This window comes from uncultured Desulfobulbus sp. (assembly GCF_963662935.2).
In the GTDB taxonomy this organism is placed as follows: Bacteria; Desulfobacterota; Desulfobulbia; order Desulfobulbales; family Desulfobulbaceae; genus Desulfobulbus.
Genome location: NZ_CAXXTL010000001.1, coordinates 276,565 through 294,817, shown reverse-complemented (window position 1 = coordinate 294,817; position 18,253 = coordinate 276,565). Strand labels below are relative to the sequence as shown.

Below are 18,253 nucleotides of genomic sequence, written 5' to 3'. Positions count from 1 at the left end.
CTGTTCCATCCGCGTAATGGCGACCAGTCCGCTTTGATGTTTTCAGCCAATCGATGAGCCCACAATCTGCAGCTCTTTTTCCAGAGCCAATCGCTTGATCTCTCGCCGGGCTGCATAATATGTTTCCGGGGTTTCCCTTTCGACTGATTCAGTCTCAAGTTTCCGCGAGCGCAGCACGGCCAGAGCGGTTTCGTTCCCTTTATCCGCCTGCCACTTCAAAAATCCGTTCCAGTTGTGAAAGGGGTATATATCCCTAATCTCCTTCACCCTGCCCTGCCCGGTTGACCGAAACTCTTCCACGGTTTGCTGCTCTTTTACCTTGAGGATGTGCCGCAGCCTGTTTTTAGTCCTGCGCGGAAGGATGCGCATTTCCAAGGCCTTCTGCTCGCCACAGAACCTGTCCTTTATTGATAACCAGCCTGTGTCGTTGCGTTTCCGCATTGCATCAAGCTGTGATTGCCGTTGTTCCAAAAGTTTCTGGTATTCCAAATACAGTTTTTCGCGCTCAGGAGTCTTTGGCTGCAAGGGTTTCCGGTTATATTGAGAGGGCGACGCTCCTTCGGTGGAAGCGGTGTACGCTCCAAATCGGTCCTCGAGGCATTTCTTGGACAAGCTACGATGAATAGCGCTGGCTTTGATCGTTCCTTTTCCATGCATATTCACCACCACCAGGCCGTTGCCATGTGGCTTAATGGCCATGCCATACTCGGCTAGCGCGGCATGAATCTCCCGCCAGCTTGTTGATTTTTCTAAGACCTCCAGGAGGGCAGTTTTGCGCTCCAGAGCATACGATTGAAACGACTGTTCCCCGGACTGCGCTTCCATGCTAGCCGCTCGCTGGCAGATCTGCTGCGTTTCCCGTTCTTTGCTGATGCCGTTATCAGCAACCAAGCCATATTTTGCTTCCATGGCCCTGCAGGCCTCGCTGAGCTTGTAAAAATCACGGTACGGTTCTTTTTTAGTGAACCGTTCCGGATCGATCATGTTGTAGGCAATATGCAGGTGCATATTGTTGGTGTTTTGGTGCACACCGCAAAGCCGTTGATGCTCGCCCAGTCCAAGTGCCTCGGCCATGGCCTTTTCAATATCCTGGAACGCTGCAGGCGTTAATTTCGCTTCATCTTCTGGTCGAAAACTTACGACGAGATGATATGTCTTCTCCCCCTTGCAACGGGTATTCATGGCTTGGGTTGCTTGAATCTCCATCAAGGCAGTCTCATAGGTCTCGGACAGACAACCGGCGTGCCAGGCAAATAGCAGTTTTTCACCCTCATGACTGGCATCGGCAATGTATTTGCCCAACTGGCCATAATTATCGTTTTGAGGCTTTGCTTTAATTCGTTTGGCGATCATTCTTGCTTCCCATCAACAATTTCTTCACTTTTTTGAAAACAAGGTTGAATACGGATTGAACTCCAACAATGAGAAACCCGAGCAGGTATCCAATAGCCCCAGCTATCCACACCACAATCTGAAATAAAGCATAAAAGAAGAAGAATATCAGACCTTGTCCCATTGTTTACCTCCTCTTGAACCGCGTGGTCATACTAGCGTCTGCCTCTCCGGCTAAACCCTCTCGCAACAGCCTCATAATCCCTGGCCAGTTGATCCTTAGTGGTCTCGATTGATCGCAATACCGCCCGTAATTCGTCAGCATGTTGCCCGGCTCGTCCTTCCGACAAAAACATCTTGAACAGCCCGCCTAACCGGCCCATGTCGGCATTAGCCTTGGCCAACACGAGGACTGCTTGATGATCCACTATGCTGTGGACAACCTGCGCCAAACAGATTCGTTTGACGAAAGTCGAGACGGATAAGCCCGCATTCATCGCTGAGCGCGCCACTTCCCGATACTCATCAGGTGTCAGGTAGGATTTTATTACTTTACGGTTTACGCTTGGCATGACTCGTTTCATTTGAGAATGAAGCCCGGCCAGGGCTGGCAATGTGGCCCAATGCAGCACACCGCAAGCTGAACAACCGCCAGCCGGGCTTGTTTCAACAAAAACAATTTCCGGAATCGCACCTGAAAAAAGATGCACGCTACGGAGAACCGGAACGGCCAGATTGTTTTTGCCTGCTTATATCCCTTTTCTGTTTGGCCGCTGGACAAAGGACGCATCGCCTACCTGTTTGACCGGGTTGCCCCGGCGAACAACGACCAGGGGCGATTGCTCCGCGGGCTGCCGGGCTTCAGTCAATTTCGTAGGTGATAGCGCTGGTGGGACAGGCCGGGTTGGGCGCACAACCTTCACGGGTTCTTTTCCCAGGGCAGCCTTGACCAACTCAATATATCGGCGGCTCTTAGCCTCATTGGGCGAATGATAGGCGCCCACGGCATTCCAGGTCTGACCGAGCCGTTCAATTTCCTGCTTCAATATCCATGATCCCAGAAAGATATTCGCTCCGGGATCCAAGGCCGCTTCCAGGGGGATGCCATATTTTTTCAACCAAAAGCTGTTGACCTGCATGACCCCGGAATCAAACGACCGGTTGGCGTTTTGAGCCTCCTGGCCTTTCTCGAGGGCTTTTTCTTTGGAGACAAAAATATAGCTCCGTCCCTCGATATTGATTGCCCAGGGGGAGAAGCCGCTTTCTACCCGGGCAATGGCCTGGGTTAAAGCGCCCGGGACGCCCCAGGTTTGGGCGGCCTCCTGAAACATCGGGGTCAGGGATTGTTGTTCCGCCAATAGAGATGGAGGAACCAGAAGAAGGACAAAGGTAATTGCCGCTCTTTTCACCGCTCCACTCCGTCATTCCTGGAGCGAAGGAAAGTGCGTGCCAAGGCGTCTCGACCCCTGGACTGATGCAGGTCGTTGAAGTCAGTCAACCCCTTTTCCTTCTCCTCTTTGGAGAACACCGGCACAATGACCTTGCCGCCAACAGCCAAAGCGGCTTCTTCCGCCTTCTCGACGCCGACATTGACGCCCAGCTTGTTGTTGTGGTCGTCGTCGGCACAAATGGTGATCCCGATTGCCGGATATTTTGCTCGGATGTTGCGGGCTGCATCCAACAGGTTGTTGGCGTCGAAGGCCACGGCGACGGGGATTCCGGTTGTCTGGTGGAGGCTTGCACCAGTGGCGTAACCCTCGACGATTAATATTTCGCCATTGAGCTGCTTGTCTGCATTCTCCTTGGGAGTAATCAGACAGACCGCGCCACTCTTCGGGCAGTCTACTTCAAACCGTTTTTCCCCTTGCGGGCTGATCCGTTGCAGGGTTTGTAATCTGCCGGTCTGGAGATCAAAACCCGGCACCAGGAGGTTGCCGTTCTCGTCCTGTTTCAGCCCAAACCCTGCAACGTCCTTGGCTGTGAGATATGGATGTTCCGAGACCTCCTGGGCGTTTATCCACCGGGCGTAAGCTCTTTTTCGTGCATGGATCTGTTTTTCTTGAATCTCCCGGTCCCGCTCGGCTAATTGATCGGCCGTATTCTTTGCGAGGACTGCTTTCTGTTCCGCGGAGAGGAGTTGACCGGTGGCAACCCACTTCTCTTTGGTGCCGGCCTTATGATTTTGCAGCCAACCGTTGGGGTGACCATCCAGATAGCCGCAATACGCCCCATCCTTGGCCCCGGGTTTAGAGTTTTCGACCGGCACCCGGTGTATCTGACCATCCATCAGCGGTAGACCATCCACGATCAGACCGGCGCTCTGTAGCACTTGAGCAAATTCTTCCTGTGGAGACTGGCCGGGAACGGTTATAGGTTCATTGATGGGAAGCCAGGCTGCCACCTGTTTTAAGTCTAAACCTTCTGGTGCATACCAGAGCTTAGCCTCTCTATCCCATTTTGCGCCCGCGGCCTTGACCTTGTCTTTTTCTTTATAGGGCACGGTTAGATACACTTTGCCCTGCTCTCCCTTGGCATGGTGTTGCACCAGTTCTTCCTGGAGGAACAAAGGGAGATTCGGTCCTCTGTCAAGCCGCCAGGCTAAGGCCATTTCATGAAGGGTTCCGGTTTGCATGACGGGTTTTTCTGAGAGGTCATTATTTGCATCCACTGTGTAGATGAACAGTTCCGTCCCTTCCAATCTTTCCTGCTGTAAGGCCCTCACCTTGAGGGCCGTTTCCAGGGCCGTGGCAAGATCGGTAAACTTGACAGCTTCTTCCGTGGTACCGAAGCCATTTTCAGCGGTCACCATAGAGAACGAATCGTCGGCAATAATAAATGCAGGGTGTCCCTTCTCCTCATACGTTTCAGAGCCTTGCCCACCTTCCGGGGCGATAATTTCGCCCCGTTGTTCCGGAGATGCTGACGTTATATCAACCGGTTCTGGCCTTGCTGCTGTCAAATCCTGTTCTATTGCCTGGTCTTTCACCTGTTCCATACCCATGACGTACTCCTTAATTTTTTCAGCGTCCCGACAGGCACGCATGATTTCATACGGATCTTTTTGTAGGACGCTGACCCAACTGTCGACGTAGGACACATGCTGATCCGGTTGGTGCGGCAAGCCTAATTCCTGGTTGAGCATCCAGGAGGCGATTTCCGCACGTAGTTCTTCCTTGGCGTACAGCTCCGATCCATGCGGGCCGAAGGTTCGGTTCATGCGATCAGCACTGCCAGTCCAATGACCCAGTTCATGCAGGGCGGTACTGTAGTAGTTACCAGCGTCCGGGAAATGCTCACGCGGCGGGAGATGAATTTCATCGGTATCGAGCCGGTAAAACGCACGATCATGTTGATCGTGGCTGATCGATGCCTCGGAATTCCTCAGCATGGCCTCGCCCCGGTCAAAGGGGTCCCAGGCGAGCTCCTGAGGTTCATAGGGCGGAATGTCCTCACCGTCCCGGGTTTGCACCTGGCTGGCGTGGAACACCGAATACACGTGCAGACGCGGCCGCTCAAGCTGCACGGTTTCCTTTACTTCCTGGCCGTCCTTGAGGACCGGCTTGCCGGAGTCATCAAGGACCGGCTGACGATCTGTCCATTGCCAGAAGACGACCTGTTGCGACTTTGAGCCTTTTTTTACCCGCCATTCCTGATCGTTTGCCTGCCGCATGGTCATCCAGCGAGGATCGGCATACCCATGCCGGGCCAGCATGACTGTGTTGACGCCCCGATAGACCGTCCCGGTTGACGGATTGAAAGGCAAAGTCCGCTCTCCGGCCTCCCACGGCTTTTGCCAGGGAGCCGTTCCTGCTTTGAGTTCTTCGATGATTCGGCCGGCAAATTCTTCGGCAATACTTTTGCGGGTTGTTTTCTCAGTGGTCATCTTTCTGCCCTCCAAGGTTGGCAGTCACCACCTCACCAAGATTTTCTGAACTTTCAAAAGCTCCCATGAAGTCAGCCAAGTCGGGATCCACGGGGATGCCAATGCCGGGATTATCCAAGGCCTGCTGCTCAACCAGCTGTGCTGCAGCACTCAGATATTCTTGCTCCTGTGATTGCATACGAGTTCCTCCTCACTTTTTATTAAAGGTAAGAATCGGCTTAACCCACTGGAGATCGTCCAGTGGCACCAGGCCGAAGTAACGGCTGTCAAAACTATCGCTGCGATGCGAGAGCATCAATGCTTGTCCCTGGGGAATGACACCAGCTCGCAGGCGCGAGGTGGGCAGAGGGCGGCCCTGGCTGTCGCTGACAGCCATTGCGGTGTTGGCCATGACCTGGCCATTGAGCGAAATCAAACCATCTCGAAATTCGATGACATCACCTGGCAGGCCAGCGACTTGTTTGAGAAGAGGCCGCAGACCCGAGGGGCAGGATCCAACTGCCAGGTAGCCCCGTTCCCGAGCCAAATTACTGAACTCCGATGCCAGGCAGAACGAAGCGAGGCATTCAGGCACAATGGGTCTGGCTGTGAACCGGTAAATGCCGTAAGGCAACGAAGGGGTGACGTTCATTCGGAATCCGAGTACCCACGTTATCGTCAGCAGGATCAACGCATTCAGGCTAAGATATAAGGTACGTTTCATAATCAGCTTGAATGTCCAGAACCGTTTCGGCGACCGGTTTCGGCTGTTGTTTAGGTACCTGCCTCAGGTACAGGCTGTCGGAACGGGTTGGGCTGGGGATCTTGGCGCGTACTGAGAAGATTGGGTCGAGAAAATAGAGAATCTGACGGCCATAGATCGGTGACTGCCCGGCGGTAAAGATGAGCATGTCGCCGGGAGCGGTGACCTTGCCGGTGGCGTCTTTCTGTGGTCCGGGGAGCCGCAGGCATTCATCCGGTGTCAACAGGGGTCTTGAGGTCTCCGATACGGAGGTCGTTTTGGAGCGGCCGCCTTTGCCCCTGGAAATGGAATGCTTCTTCATGACAACCGTGGTGGTGCCGGTGAGCTTGGAGAGATATTCAGCGGTCTCCGGCAGGTTCGGTGCATAGGCAATGCGCACATGGCAGTTCGCCATCAGAGCATTATCCTGGCCGTAGGCGGAATTGAGCTGCTTGGTGTCCTGGACGATGAAATAGCCCTTGATCCCGTAACCAGCCATAAAGGCAATGGCCCGCTCGACAATGGGCAACTTGCCTAAACTGGTGAACTCATCAAGCATCAACAGGAGGCGGTGGTTGTATCTGGCTTGGCTGGCACCATCGGCGAAATCCATCTTTTCGGTCAACCGGCCCAGCAACTGGGTCATAAAGATCCGAAGCAACGGACGCATGCGATCAATGTCCGCAGGAGAAATCACCAGGTAGAGATTGACCGGAGCGTCATGGTTCATCAGATCATGGATGCGGAAATCGCAGCGGGCAATGTTTCGGGCCACAACCGGATCACGGTAGAGCGCCAGGTTGGCTGTGGCTGTGGAAACCACTCCGGCCATCTCCTTGTCGGCTTTGGCCAGCATACCGCTGGCGGCAGAGGCGGCGAAGACATGGGCAGCCCGGCCCAACTCGGTTGCTATACCGGCATAAATCTTCTCCAGCATGGCCCCATGATCTGTGGCCAGCATTTCCTGAAAGAGTTCTGTGGGACCGCCTTGCCGGTCTGGATCTTCCAGCATCACCGAGACGTCATAGAGACTGGCTGTTCGGCCGTGATCATGCCGGGTCTTGATCAGGCAGTGGAGCAGGACGCCACCAAAAAAGCCGAATGCAGCCTTATTCCAGTAATCCATCAGTCCCTTGCCGTCCGGATCCAGCACCATGTTGGCCACCTGCTGCACATCGGCGATGCCTCGTTCACTATCCAGGCGGATTTCTTCCAGGGGATTAAAGCTGGCCGAAGCCCCGGTATGGTCCGATGGATCAAAACGCAGGATCTTGTTCCCCCGGCTCTTGAGATATCCTGCGGTCAGAGCAAAATTCTCGCCCTTGATATCGAGCACCACCGAGGATTGTTCCCAGGCAAGCAGCGTGGGCAGGATCAGGCCCACGCCTTTCCCGGACCTGGTCGGGGCAAAGCAGAGAATATGTTCCGGGCCATTGTGGCGCAGGTAAAGCTGTTGTCCTTTTTTGGGGTCATACCAGCCGCCGACATAGACCCCAGTGCCGCCGAAATAGCCCATCCTCTCGATATCTTTTGCACGAGCCCAACGCGCCGAGCCGTGGAGGTCGTCTCGTCCCCGCAGCTTTTGAGTAGCGGCCATCAGCATGAACCCGCCTACAAGCAGGGGGCCAACGAACAGCAGGGTGGCGTGATCGAACAGCTGCTGGACTTCCGGCTGTTCCCATAGGCTGGATGGCCAGTGCAGAATGGTCCAGGGTCCGTACCAGGGATTATTGTTAAAGAACAGAGGTTGCCCCAGTGACGGGTTAAACCCGAACAATTCCGCTGCCTGGTGGGTAAACCAACAGGCCACGGTCAGTCCCCAGGTAACGGGCACGATCAACGTTGCCCATCGCCAGGGGCTTTTTTCTTGTTTTCGGCTGAGATGGCCGTATTGCTGCTCAGTCATCGGTATGCGCTCTTAAAAGCAACGTCCTTGGTGACTACCACGTTGAACTGATACCCGGGCCGGATATCCAGGGTAGGTTTGATGTTGAGATTGCGCTGCAGCAGGGTCTGGGTTGTCTGCCCAAGTTGGGCAGCTAGAGCGGAAGCCATGGCATCCTGAACAGTTGTGGCGTCATTGCCGCTACCGGCGCCATTAGAAACGCTGTCCACGGCATAGCTCGTGGAGCCGGTAATCAGGCTCATGAGCATTGAGGAACCGAAGATACGCAGGTAATGGTTATCGACCTGATCCATGAAACCGGCATACCCTGACATATCCGTTCCGGGCATGGCGCCGAGTGTGACTGCGGATCCATCGGGGAAGATCACCCGGTTCCAGGCGATCAAGACCCGGCTCTGGCCGTAAATCACCCGTGAGTCATAGGCCCCATACAGCTTGGATCCTTGCGGGATCAGGAGCTGTCGGCCGGTGGCCGTGTCGTAGACATTTTGCGAGACCTGGGCGATCATGCTCCCCGGCAGGTCAGAGTTGACCCCAGTGACCATGACACCGGGGATGACTGTTCCGGTCTTGATCTCATAGGGAAGCCCTGCTTCCCGGGTGTACGGCGAAAGCCACTGGTCGCGGTCGGACCGGTTGAAGAAACCTTCTTTGTCGCGATCAGCAGCGGGGTTGTAGGCATCTTCTGTCCTGGCCATGATTGCTGGATCGAGTTGTCCTGGTTTTTCGTCCGCTTCTCGCCGAACCGTAATCGGGCGCTCCTCCTTTGGCCTGTTTGCTTCGCTTGCTCGTTTGGCCACCAGCGGCGAGCTCAGGGCCTTGGTAAATTCTTGCGCCTTTTGTCGTCGCAGATTCCGGATTTCTTCGTTCTCAGCCTTCTTCTCATCACGAACCACCATCAGTGGTTTTCCAGGCGTTGCTGCCGACGGCAACCCCTCTGGATCCCTTTGCGGTGGAGGCAGGGACAATCCACGGCCTTCCGAAGCTACTAGGGGTTTTTCTTCCGTAACAACTGGCTTAGATGTGACCTCTTTCTTCTTGGTATTCTGGCCAAAATTCACACTGTAAAACAGGACGCCAAACAACCCAAGGACAGCGAGCGCCGCCACGTAGAGGGGCCATTTCCGCATTTTGACTGTGGTCACTTTGGGCGGCTGCAGGCTGTTGGGGCTTTGGTCACTCACCTTCACTCCTCCGTGCTGCCACCGTTAGAAGTGCTGGAAAAAGCCGCTTCAGGTTCGCCCGTGGTGGTGTAGGACCTTGTGATGATCTTGTCGCCCTGAACGTCGGCAATCCGGAGCTGGACATACCAGGTCGCCGGTTTTTGGGTCCGCAGCTCGTCAAGGATATAGGTCACCGTCACAGTACCTGTGGAAGACACAGCGAACCCCTTGCTTCGGAGGTTGGTTCCAAGCATCTGACTGAAATCATCATGGCTCTTGGGGGCAACCAGATTGACTGTGGTTCGACCAGGCGGATAAAAGGTTGCCAGGCAGGCCACGGCGTCTTCCGCTATCTTCTGCGCTGCCGAATCATTGGGCAGGTGGCCGACATAAGAGCTGCCTGCTTTGAAACGGCCGGCACAGCCAGTCACCATGGCCAAAGTTAGGAGAAAAACCAGAACCTGTTTCATTGCACCCTCCTGATCTCGACACTTTCCTGATCCCCGCCAACCCCGACCACCAGGGCAATGGTTTCGAACAGGCCGTCAACCATCATGGTCAAATTCTGGACGCGGTAGTTGACCAGCACATCCTTGCCCCCCTTGCGGACCAGCAGTATGGGCATTTCACCGGTTTTCGTGACCCGGGGCAGTTGAATATAGGTTTTGAGACCGTCGTCATAGACCCGTTCCGGTTTCCACAAGGCGCTGCCGTCCAGCTCGTAATTAAAATTCAGCTTCGACAAATCTACTTCTTTGCCCATTGCGTCGGTGGTCGACTGCCATTGCTTATCTTTCCCCTCCTGCTCTTTCTTCAGAGTCGCTGTGCGCTGCAGGCGGTCGCTGTAGGCAAAGCCGACATAAGGTGTATGACCAGAACGTTGGGAGAGCAGCCGTAGATGGTATACCCGTCGATCCGTGGTCACGACGGCGCTTGATTCCAACCCGGCATCCACAGGTTTCACAAACAGGTGGGTGGTGTCACCGGCCGTGCCGGATTCCACCAGCCAGCGGGCTGAATCGCCGACGACTATCTCGTTGACCTTTTCACCTGGTTCAAGTTCGACGTCACAGACTTGCATCGGTGCTGCGATGATGGTCGGCTGACTTGCGCCATGCACGTACACCAACTTGCCACCGCCGGCCATATAGGGCTGGATATCGGAACGCGACCATTGCCCGGTGAGCTGCAGCGCCTTGCGCTCCCTGTCCGTCAGCGGAACCACTGATGGATTGAGGTAGTCTGTGACTACAGGTGCAACAGTCATAGACGCCGATTTTTCAGGAGTGGGAATGGTGCCTTCTGCCAAAACCGGCGGTGCGTGAAGAGGTGCCGATTATTGAGACAGGTGTATAAGCAATGAACCAACCTATTTTGCAAGGAGAAGTTCAATGTCAAACCCACCTCATCGTCCACGTCACAGCGCAGAATTTAAGGCCACAGTAGCCCTGGCCGCACTGTCGGAGTCCAAGACTCTGGCTGAACTGGCTACTGAGTACCGGGTTCACCCGACCCAGATCACCCGCTGGAAGCAGGATCTGACCAAGAACGCTTCTGAGCTTTTTGGCAAGGGCAAGAAGAAAGAAGTCAACCATGAGGCCGAAGTGGCCGAGCTCCACCGTCAGATCGGCAAGCTCAAGGTTGAGAACGATTTTTTAGCCAATCTGCCCGGTCTGAACTTGGCCGGGCGCAGAAACAACAGGTGATCGCTATGGGACATCCTGAAGTTTCTGTTCAGCGTTGCTGCCAGCTTTTCGGACTGCCTCGTTCCAACTATTACCGCGGCCTTGGCTTCGGTCTACGTGTTGGTGATTTGGAACTGATGGCCCGGATAGACAAACTCTATATTGAGCACCCCTGGATGGGGAGCCGTTCCTTTGCTGATCACCTCACAACTCCCGAACTCGTGGTGGGAAGAGGTCGTGTCCGTCGCTTAATGCGGGTCATGGGCATCGAGTCTTTAGCTCCCAAGCCGGGCACCAGCAGGCGACAGCCGAAGCATCCGGTCTATCCCTATCTGCTCCGGGGAGTGACCATTGACAGGCCCGATCAGGTGTGGGCGACTGACATCACCTACATCCCTATGGCTCGGGGTTTCATGTACCTGATCGCGATCATGGATTGGGCCACCAGAAAGGTTCTCGCCTGGCGACTATCCAACACTCTGGACACCAGATTTTGCGTTGAGGCTTTGAAAGAGGCTCTCTTTAAATATGGCGCTCCTGAGATATTCAATACTGATCAGGGGTGCCAATTCACCAGCGAAGCGTTCACCTCAGTCCTCAAGGCCTGGAACGTCAAAATCAGCATGGACGGCAAAGGACGATTCAAGGACAATATCTTTATCGAGCGACTTTGGCGCACCCTGAAATACGAAAGGATCTACCTGAAGTCATACGAAACGGGAACTGAGCTTGTCAAGGATCTGACTTCCTGGTTCGGCTGGTATAATGAGAAAAGAAAACATTCGTCACTTGACAAGCAGACTCCAAATGAGGCTTATTCAAAACGAATCGAACAATTGAGCAAGGCAGCCTGAGGCCTGTAACTGTATAATAAAAGCAACATTGCTTATTTCACACCTCAGGATGTCTCACAAACCCCGACCACCTCAGTGCGCCTTGGGCATATGCTCCGTGGTTGTAGTGTGTATTCCCCGAACAGACGACCTGGGATGAGAGGCAACCCGGTTTCCCTTATAGAAGCACTCAACGATCGTCTCGGTGTAACGGAGTTCCATCTGCTCCTTCACCAACCGATGGGGGACACTGTAGAAATGCCCTTCCAGTTCAACGTGATAATCGATATGCACCCTGGCCTTTTTCCACTGGGCATACTGGTAGGGCATTGACGGCAAGGGCAGCATGGCAGGGAGATCTATCTCTTCAAACCGGCTCTGTCGGCAGCCGGGAAGTTTTCTGAAGGGACGGTTGTTGAGCAGAATAAGACGTTCACGGATGGCAGCATTGGCTTCGGCCAGGCTGAAGAAGGTCCGGTTCCGAAAGCTTGCCAGGATGAAGCGTTGGGCTATCAGCACGCCGCCTTCGACCTTGGCTTTATCCTTGGGATGGCGGACACGGGCAGGAACGACAGCGGTGCCGTAATGATCGGCAAGTTCGGCATAGGTGGGATTGAGGTCGGGTTCGTAACGGCAGGTCTTGGTCACTGCTGAGCGCAAGTTGTCGGGGACCAAACAACGGGGTACCGCGCCCAGAAAAGCAAAGGCCCGGGCATGGGACCCTGTCCAATCCGGAAGTGACTGCGTCCAGGTGGCCTCAACATACGTCTGGTTGCTGCCGCCCATGACGCCCACGAACACCTGGGCTTGCCGAATCTCACCGGTTGAGGCGTCCACGATCGGTAGAGTCTGGCCGCTATAATCGACGAAAAACTTCTCTCCGCCACGGTGCTCTTGGCGCATGGATAGATCGAGCTTCTTTCGCCACTGGCGGTAGATCTCACAGAATTGGCTGTACTGGTAGCCGGTGGGGGCACCCTCCTTGTACTCCTGCCACAACAGCATAAGGCTCAGCTTATCTTTGGTGGCAAGCTGATCATGCAAGGCTTGCCAGTCGGGCTGGGAGAGCTTGCGGGAAGAGGGATGGACTACAGGAGGATAGAGACGTTGTTCAAGGGCTTCGTCATCAAGATCTAAAGGCAGCGGCCAGGAAAGGCCGGCAGCGATTGCTCGGTGGATTGTCGCGTTCACGGTGCTTTTGCCGACACCGCAGGTTCTGGCTGTATCACGCCGACTCTGGTTGCAGGACCAGACAAGGCGAAGTATTTCTCGTGTTTTTCGCATGGAAACTCTTTCTCTTGGCATCAAGCCCTCCTTGTTTTTGAAACAAAGAAGACAGGATACCGGTTGAAGGTTACCCCGCGACTATTCTCTCATTCTACACTGGCCTTTTTCGTCGGAATGCTGGCCGCAATCAAATCGGAATGCTGGCCTTTTTCCCATCGGAACGGTGGCCTTTTTCCCGCCGGAATGGTGGCCGGATTCAACCGGAATACGCAAATACCACGGTCAATATTTATTTTGATTAATCCTTTGTGAATCGGCATTACGGCTTTTCCAGGCGTCGGTTTATATTTTTATTTTGGGGAGTTATAATGAGTATAGCGACGAAAATTTTTCTATACGGAGGATTTTTGGCCCTCCTGTTTGTGGTCTCCCTACAGAACTATCTCCTGTTTCACAGCCTGGCAGAGCTGTTCAGTATCGTCATCGCCTTTGGCATTTTCGTCATCGGCTGGAATTCGCGAAAATATTACAAGAACAACTACCTGCTGTTTATCGGCATCGCCTACCTGTTCGTCGCCTTCTTCGATACCCTGCATACCCTGGCCTATAAAGGGATGAATATCTTCCATGGGTATGACGACAACAACCTGCCCCCGCAGCTCTGGCTGGTGGCCCGCTATATGGAAAGCATCGCGCTCCTGCTCGCCCCGACCTTTTTCAATAAACCGGTCAGGCACTGGCGCATCATTTCCGTTTTGACCATTATTTCAGCCCTAGCTATCTACGCCATCTTTTTCACGGGCATCTTCCCGGTCTGCTTTGTCACCGGGTCAGGGCTGACCCCGTTCAAGGTTGGTTCTGAATATTTGATAGATCTTATCCTCTGCGCCGCCTTGTATATGCTCTACCGGTACAAGGAACATTTCGAGCCGGGTGTGGTCAAACTGCTCACCCTTTCGATCGGCTGTACCATGGTCACCGAACTCTGCTTCACGGTATACGTCCACCTTTACGGCATTTCGAACCTGGTCGGGCATTTCTTCAAGATATTTTCCTTCTGGTTCATGTATAAGGCGATCATCGAAACCGCCCTCCGCAAACCCTACGATCTTCTTTTCAGGGAACTGCGCACCAGCGAGAAGCAATTCTCCAACGCCTTCCATTTCGCCCCGATCGGCATCGCCCTGGTGGCGCCGAACGGAGGATGGCTGAAGGTTAACCGGGCGGTCTGCGCCATGCTCGGCTACACGGAGGAGGAACTGCTTTCCAAAACATTCCAGGATATCACCCATCCGGACGACCTGGAGGCTGATCTCGACCAGGTCCGGCAGATGCTCGATGGCCCTATCGCATCTTATCAAAAGGAGAAACGTTATTTCCACAAGAACGGCTCCGCCATATGGGTACTCCGCAGCACGTCACTGGTCAGGGATGACGAAGGCAATCCGCAACATTTTATCACTCAGATAATCGACATCACCGACCGCAAGACGATCGAGATGGTTCAGGCGTTTCTTGCCGGACGCGGCTGGATGTCCTCGGATATGGAGTTTTTCCCAGCTTTGGCGCGCTTTCTGTCCGAGCTCCTCTCGCTGGAGTTCATCTGCATCGACCGCCTGACCGGCGAAGGGCACATGGCGCGCACCGTGGCGGTCTATCATAACGGCAAATTTGAGGACAATGTCGAGTATGCCCTCAAGGACACCCCCTGCGGCGATGTAGTAGGAAAGACCATCTGCTGCTTCCCGCGAAATGTCGCCGACCTATTCCCTAACGACCCGGTCCTGCGGGAGCTCGATGCCCAAAGCTACGCCGGCACTACCCTGTGGGGCAAGGATGAGAAACCGATCGGTTTGATCGCGTTAATCGGTGAAAAACCTTTTGCTAATCAGGCCCTGATTGAGACCGTCCTGCACTATGTCGCGCCACGTGCCGCCGGTGAGTTGGAGCGGGTGCTTGCCGATGAGGCGCTGCGAGTGAGCGAGGCCCGCTTCAGGAGCTACTACGAACTCGGCTTGATCGGCATGGCGATCACCTCATTGGAAAAGGGGTGGGTGCAGTATAACGACTGCCTCTGTACAATGCTCGGCTATTCCCGGGAGGAACTGGCTGAGAAGAATTGGGCCGAGATGACGCACCCCGATGATCTCGCGGCAGATGAAGCACAATTTTTCAAGGTGCTGCAAAGAGAAATCGACAGCTATTCGATGGACAAGCGCTTCATCCACAAGGACGGACGGATCGTGCAGGTCGCCCTCTCTGTGAAGTGCGTACGGAATCAGGATGGCACACCGAAACATTTTGTGGCCATGATCCAGGACATCACCGTGCGCAAAACCATTGAAGAATCGTTAATGAAAGAGAAGGCTTTTTTGCGAGCTGTCATAGATTCCGCAACCGATCTCATCTACTTCAAAGACTGCAATAGCGTCTACATTGGCTGCAACAAAGCATCCGAAGCTTTTACCGGTCTCTCCGAAGAAGCTCAAATCGGCAAGACCGATTTCGATTTCTTCGACCGTGAGATGGCCGAACAGATAGTGCAGCTTGACCAGAAGATCCTGGAAAGTGGTGTTGCTGCGCATATCGAGGAGTGGGTTGTCTCCCACGACGGTAGTAGGGTGCTCCTTGATACTGTGAAGGCTTCCATCAATGGTCCTGGGGGAAATCCTTTGGGTCTGGTGGGGATCTCACGAGACATCACCGAACGTCAACGAAAAGAGAACTACCGCAAAATGGGGCGGGATATTCTCCTGGAATTGAACGAAAAACACAACCTGAAAGAGGCGATCCAACGGGTCATCGGCTTGGTGAAAATAACTGCCGGAGTCGATGCTGTGGGTATTCGTTTACAAGATAAAGAGGACTTCCCTTATTTCTGTCAGGATGGATTCTCCCCGGATTTTCTGCAAAAAGAGAATTCATTGCTGGTTAGAAATAGCGATGGTGGCATTTGTCGGGATGAAGATGGCAATGTTGGTCTGGAGTGCACCTGCGGGATGGTGCTTACCGGCAAAACCGATCATTCCGACAAACTGTTTACCAGTGGTGGAAGTGTTTGGACCAATAATTCTTACCCAGCTCTCCAAATCCCCTTAAATGAGGACCCCAGAACAAACCCTCGGAATGAATGCATACATCAAGGGTTTGCTTCAGTCGCCTTGGTTCCAATAAAAGCTAAAGGTACTATTGTCGGCCTGTTACAACTGAATGCCCACAGAGCAGGATGTTTCACGCTTGATGGAATTGAGATACTTGAGGATATCGCCGAGAATATCGGTGAGGCTATGTTGCGCAAACAGGCGGAAGAAAAACTGATCGCCAGTGAACGGTTTCTCAGATTGATGACCGACCAACTTCCAGGAATGGTCGGTTATTGGACGAGTGAGCTCCACTGCACCTTTGCCAATAAGGCCTATGTGGAGTGGTTTGACAAGACTCAAGAGGAGGTGTTGGGGATTACCATACAGGAATTGATGGGAGACGATCTGTTCCGTAAAAATGAATCCTTTATTCGCAAAGCCTTACAGGGCGAGGCACAGCATTTTGAAAGGACCTTGGTAAAGCCTACCGGTGAAAAGGGCCACACATGGGCCCAATACATCCCAGATCAAGTTGAAGGCAAAGTAAGGGGTTTCTTTGTGCTGGTTTCCGATGTCACAAAGCTCAAACAGGCTGAGGAAAAAATACGAGAAACCAACGATTATCTTGAAAGCCTGATTAATTATGCCAATGTTCCCATCATTGTTTGGGATATGCAATTCAAGATCACTCGGTTTAACTACGCCTTCGAGGAATTAACGGGAAGAAGTGCCGATGATGTAAAGGGGAAATCCATCGAAATTCTCTTTCCGCCTTCTCAAGCTGCTGATTCTATGGCATTAATCAAGGAAACGCTGAGTGGTGAACGGTGGAAAGATATTGAGATCAATATCCAACATAAAAATGGGCTGGTTCGCACAGTACTCTGGAACTCTGCAACCATACTAGGCCCGGAGGGAGACAAACCGATTGCTGTAATCGCTCAAGGATATGACATCACTGAGCAAAAGCGAGTTGAAGAGGAAAAAATAAAACTCGAAGCGCAACTCCTTCAGGCGCAGAAAATGGAAGCAATCGGAACCCTTGCGGGTGGCATTGCTCATGATTTTAATAATATTCTCGGTGCGATAATTGGTTACACTGAGATCGCATTCGGCTCTATTCCTCCAAAGTCAGATACCGCTAATTATTTAAATAAGGTGATGGAGGCAAGCCGCAGGGCTACCAACCTCGTCAAGCAGATCCTTGTGTTCAGCCGTCAGGCCGTAACCGAAGATGTTATCCTTCAACCAGGAATTGTTATCAAGGAGGTCATCAAAATACTCCGCCCGTCGCTTCCTTCAACTATTTCAATCATACAACAAGTTGATAGCACAAAAACAATTCTTGCCGATCCGACCCATATTCATCAAGTAGTGATGAACCTCTGTACCAATGCCTTCCATGCCATGGAAGAGACTGGGGGCACCCTCGAAATTATCTTGAAGGACCGCTTACTTTCATATGAGGATCTTTTTGGCCAAGCTGGTGTGCAACCGGGGAATTTTGTAGTGCTCTCCATCGTGGACTCTGGGATTGGTATCCAGCTAGAAATACAGCAAAAAATGTTTGACCCCTATTTCACTACCAAGGTGGTAGGGAAAGGGACTGGAATGGGGCTAGCCATAGTCCACGGTATTATCAAAAAATATGGCGGGTTTGTAACCTGCGAAAGCACCCTGGGAAAGGGTACGGTCTTTCATGTGTTTTTCCCGGCTATAGACGAAAAGGTCACAGATTCAATCAAACCCGCTGAAGAAATTTCCACGGGGAAGGAACGTATACTGTTTATTGATGACGAGGAGATTTTGGTTGATGTAGGCAAACTGATCCTCGAACGCCTTGGTTACATGGTAACCGTCCGTACCAGCAGCCTTGAAGCTCTTAGTACTTTCCAAAACCAATCGGATCAGTTCGATGTGGTTATCACTGACCTAACTATGCCGGGCATGACTGGGGTGGATCTTGCCAAAAAGATGTTACAGAAGCGTCCTGACATACCGATTATCCTCTGTACAGGCTATAGCAATCCCATCACCGAGGAGCAGGCAAAGAAGATCGGTGTTAAAGGTTTTATCATGAAGCCTATGTTGAAGGAAGATATCGCTAAACTTCTTAGAACAGTGTTGGAAAATTAACAAAGCGCGGTATCCACTTGGCGCAAGTGGGCCCCCATATGAAGTATTGGTGAGCATAAACAACTATCCGCAGCCGGTAGTTGGAGAACACTACCCTCGCACAAACCAAGAATTTCTTGAATGGTTCGCCGATGAATCTGCATGCCGCCGAAGCCGCTGGCTGGATGGATTTGAATGCACTCAATGCGGAAAACCGAGCTATAGGGAATCTTGAAATTTAGCTCGGTGAGCCCCGGTAGCACTCACCAGCAAATTTTTTTACGAAAATCATGCTTCTCTGCCCA

At 53.0% G+C, this 18,253-nt stretch carries 15 protein-coding genes; 2 read left to right on the top strand and 13 right to left on the bottom strand.

Annotated elements, in window-relative coordinates:
- Positions 1–42 precede the first annotated feature (42 nt).
- The 11 genes from traI to trbG all read right to left on the bottom strand — a co-directional run bounded on the left by traI (position 43) and on the right by trbG (position 10,272).
- Positions 43–1,353 carry a TraI/MobA(P) family conjugative relaxase gene (gene traI, locus ACHZCX_RS01290; protein WP_319585434.1) on the bottom strand — a complete coding sequence of 437 codons (1,311 nt, stop codon included), beginning with the start codon at positions 1,351–1,353 and terminating at the stop codon, positions 43–45.
- A complete protein-coding gene (locus tag ACHZCX_RS01285) occupies positions 1,334–1,516 on the bottom strand; it encodes a hypothetical protein (RefSeq protein ID WP_319585433.1) in 183 nt (60 codons plus the stop codon). Before ACHZCX_RS01285 ends, traI begins: the two co-directional genes overlap by 20 nt.
- Positions 1,517–1,547: 31 nt before the next feature.
- Positions 1,548–1,904 carry a plasmid mobilization protein gene (locus ACHZCX_RS01280; protein ID WP_319585432.1) on the bottom strand — a complete coding sequence of 119 codons (357 nt, stop codon included), beginning with the start codon at positions 1,902–1,904 and terminating at the stop codon, positions 1,548–1,550.
- Positions 1,905–2,081: 177 nt separating this feature from the next.
- The gene (locus ACHZCX_RS01275; RefSeq protein WP_319585431.1) at positions 2,082–2,741 is read right to left on the bottom strand and encodes a lytic transglycosylase domain-containing protein; all 660 of its coding nucleotides are present in this window, start codon (positions 2,739–2,741) and stop codon (positions 2,082–2,084) included.
- Positions 2,738–5,215, bottom strand: coding sequence for a zincin-like metallopeptidase domain-containing protein (locus tag ACHZCX_RS01270; protein ID WP_319585430.1), 2,478 nt, complete (start codon positions 5,213–5,215; stop codon positions 2,738–2,740). The genes ACHZCX_RS01275 and ACHZCX_RS01270 overlap by 4 nt, the downstream gene beginning before the upstream one ends.
- The gene (locus ACHZCX_RS01265) at positions 5,205–5,393 is read right to left on the bottom strand and encodes a hypothetical protein (protein ID WP_319585429.1); all 189 of its coding nucleotides are present in this window, start codon (positions 5,391–5,393) and stop codon (positions 5,205–5,207) included. Before ACHZCX_RS01265 ends, ACHZCX_RS01270 begins: the two co-directional genes overlap by 11 nt.
- Positions 5,394–5,405: 12 nt before the next feature.
- Positions 5,406–5,918, bottom strand: a complete 513-nt coding sequence (gene traF / locus ACHZCX_RS01260; protein ID WP_319585428.1) for a conjugative transfer signal peptidase TraF — start codon at positions 5,916–5,918, stop codon at positions 5,406–5,408.
- Positions 5,896–7,842, bottom strand: a complete 1,947-nt coding sequence (locus ACHZCX_RS01255) for a type IV secretory system conjugative DNA transfer family protein (protein WP_319585427.1) — start codon at positions 7,840–7,842, stop codon at positions 5,896–5,898. Before ACHZCX_RS01255 ends, traF begins: the two co-directional genes overlap by 23 nt.
- The gene (locus tag ACHZCX_RS01250; RefSeq protein ID WP_319585426.1) at positions 7,839–9,026 is read right to left on the bottom strand and encodes a TrbI/VirB10 family protein; all 1,188 of its coding nucleotides are present in this window, start codon (positions 9,024–9,026) and stop codon (positions 7,839–7,841) included. The genes ACHZCX_RS01255 and ACHZCX_RS01250 overlap by 4 nt, the downstream gene beginning before the upstream one ends.
- Before the next feature lie 2 nt (positions 9,027–9,028).
- Positions 9,029–9,475 (bottom strand): hypothetical protein, encoded by a 447-nt coding sequence (locus ACHZCX_RS01245; protein WP_319585425.1) that lies wholly within the window; start codon positions 9,473–9,475, stop codon positions 9,029–9,031.
- The gene (trbG, locus tag ACHZCX_RS01240) at positions 9,472–10,272 is read right to left on the bottom strand and encodes a P-type conjugative transfer protein TrbG (RefSeq protein ID WP_319585424.1); all 801 of its coding nucleotides are present in this window, start codon (positions 10,270–10,272) and stop codon (positions 9,472–9,474) included. The genes ACHZCX_RS01245 and trbG overlap by 4 nt, the downstream gene beginning before the upstream one ends.
- Before the next feature lie 124 nt (positions 10,273–10,396).
- Between trbG and ACHZCX_RS01235 the strand changes: the two genes are divergently transcribed.
- Positions 10,397–11,544, top strand: a protein-coding gene (locus tag ACHZCX_RS01235; RefSeq protein ID WP_319585211.1) for an IS3 family transposase whose coding sequence is annotated in 2 segments (ribosomal slippage) — positions 10,397–10,655 and positions 10,655–11,544 — 1,149 coding nt in all. Because the reading frame shifts where the segments join, the coding sequence is not laid out codon by codon here.
- Positions 11,545–11,616: 72 nt separating this feature from the next.
- Here ACHZCX_RS01235 and istA read toward each other — a convergent pair.
- On the bottom strand, positions 11,617–12,807 hold the full coding sequence (gene istA / locus ACHZCX_RS01230; protein ID WP_319585423.1) for an IS21 family transposase: 1,191 nt from the start codon (positions 12,805–12,807) through the stop codon (positions 11,617–11,619).
- An 89-nt stretch (positions 12,808–12,896) separates the two neighbouring features.
- Entirely contained in the window at positions 12,897–13,070 is a 174-nt protein-coding gene (locus tag ACHZCX_RS01225) for a hypothetical protein (protein ID WP_319585422.1), read from the bottom strand.
- 48 nt (positions 13,071–13,118) lie between these two features.
- Here ACHZCX_RS01225 and ACHZCX_RS01220 point away from each other — a divergent pair, with 48 nt between their 5' ends.
- Complete coding sequence (locus ACHZCX_RS01220; protein WP_319585421.1) at positions 13,119–17,969, top strand: PAS domain S-box protein; 4,851 nt, start codon at positions 13,119–13,121, stop codon at positions 17,967–17,969.
- The last annotated feature ends 284 nt before the right edge of the window (positions 17,970–18,253 follow it).

Excerpts from the sequence above, each read along its gene's own strand:
- istA (WP_319585423.1), bottom strand. The coding sequence starts at position 12,807 with ATGCGAAAAACACGAGAAATACTTCGCCTTGTCTGGTCCTGCAACCAG.
- ACHZCX_RS01245 (WP_319585425.1), bottom strand. The coding sequence starts at position 9,475 with ATGAAACAGGTTCTGGTTTTTCTCCTAACTTTGGCCATGGTGACTGGC.
- ACHZCX_RS01285 (WP_319585433.1), bottom strand. The coding sequence starts at position 1,516 with ATGGGACAAGGTCTGATATTCTTCTTCTTTTATGCTTTATTTCAGATT.
- ACHZCX_RS01255 (WP_319585427.1), bottom strand. The coding sequence starts at position 7,842 with ATGACTGAGCAGCAATACGGCCATCTCAGCCGAAAACAAGAAAAAAGC.
- traI (WP_319585434.1), bottom strand. The coding sequence starts at position 1,353 with ATGATCGCCAAACGAATTAAAGCAAAGCCTCAAAACGATAATTATGGC.
- ACHZCX_RS01220 (WP_319585421.1), top strand. The coding sequence starts at position 13,119 with ATGAGTATAGCGACGAAAATTTTTCTATACGGAGGATTTTTGGCCCTC.
- ACHZCX_RS01225 (WP_319585422.1), bottom strand. The coding sequence starts at position 13,070 with ATGCCGATTCACAAAGGATTAATCAAAATAAATATTGACCGTGGTATT.
- ACHZCX_RS01265 (WP_319585429.1), bottom strand. The coding sequence starts at position 5,393 with ATGCAATCACAGGAGCAAGAATATCTGAGTGCTGCAGCACAGCTGGTT.
- ACHZCX_RS01280 (WP_319585432.1), bottom strand. The coding sequence starts at position 1,904 with ATGCCAAGCGTAAACCGTAAAGTAATAAAATCCTACCTGACACCTGAT.
- ACHZCX_RS01270 (WP_319585430.1), bottom strand. The coding sequence starts at position 5,215 with ATGACCACTGAGAAAACAACCCGCAAAAGTATTGCCGAAGAATTTGCC.
- traF (WP_319585428.1), bottom strand. The coding sequence starts at position 5,918 with ATGAAACGTACCTTATATCTTAGCCTGAATGCGTTGATCCTGCTGACG.
- trbG (WP_319585424.1), bottom strand. The coding sequence starts at position 10,272 with ATGACTGTTGCACCTGTAGTCACAGACTACCTCAATCCATCAGTGGTT.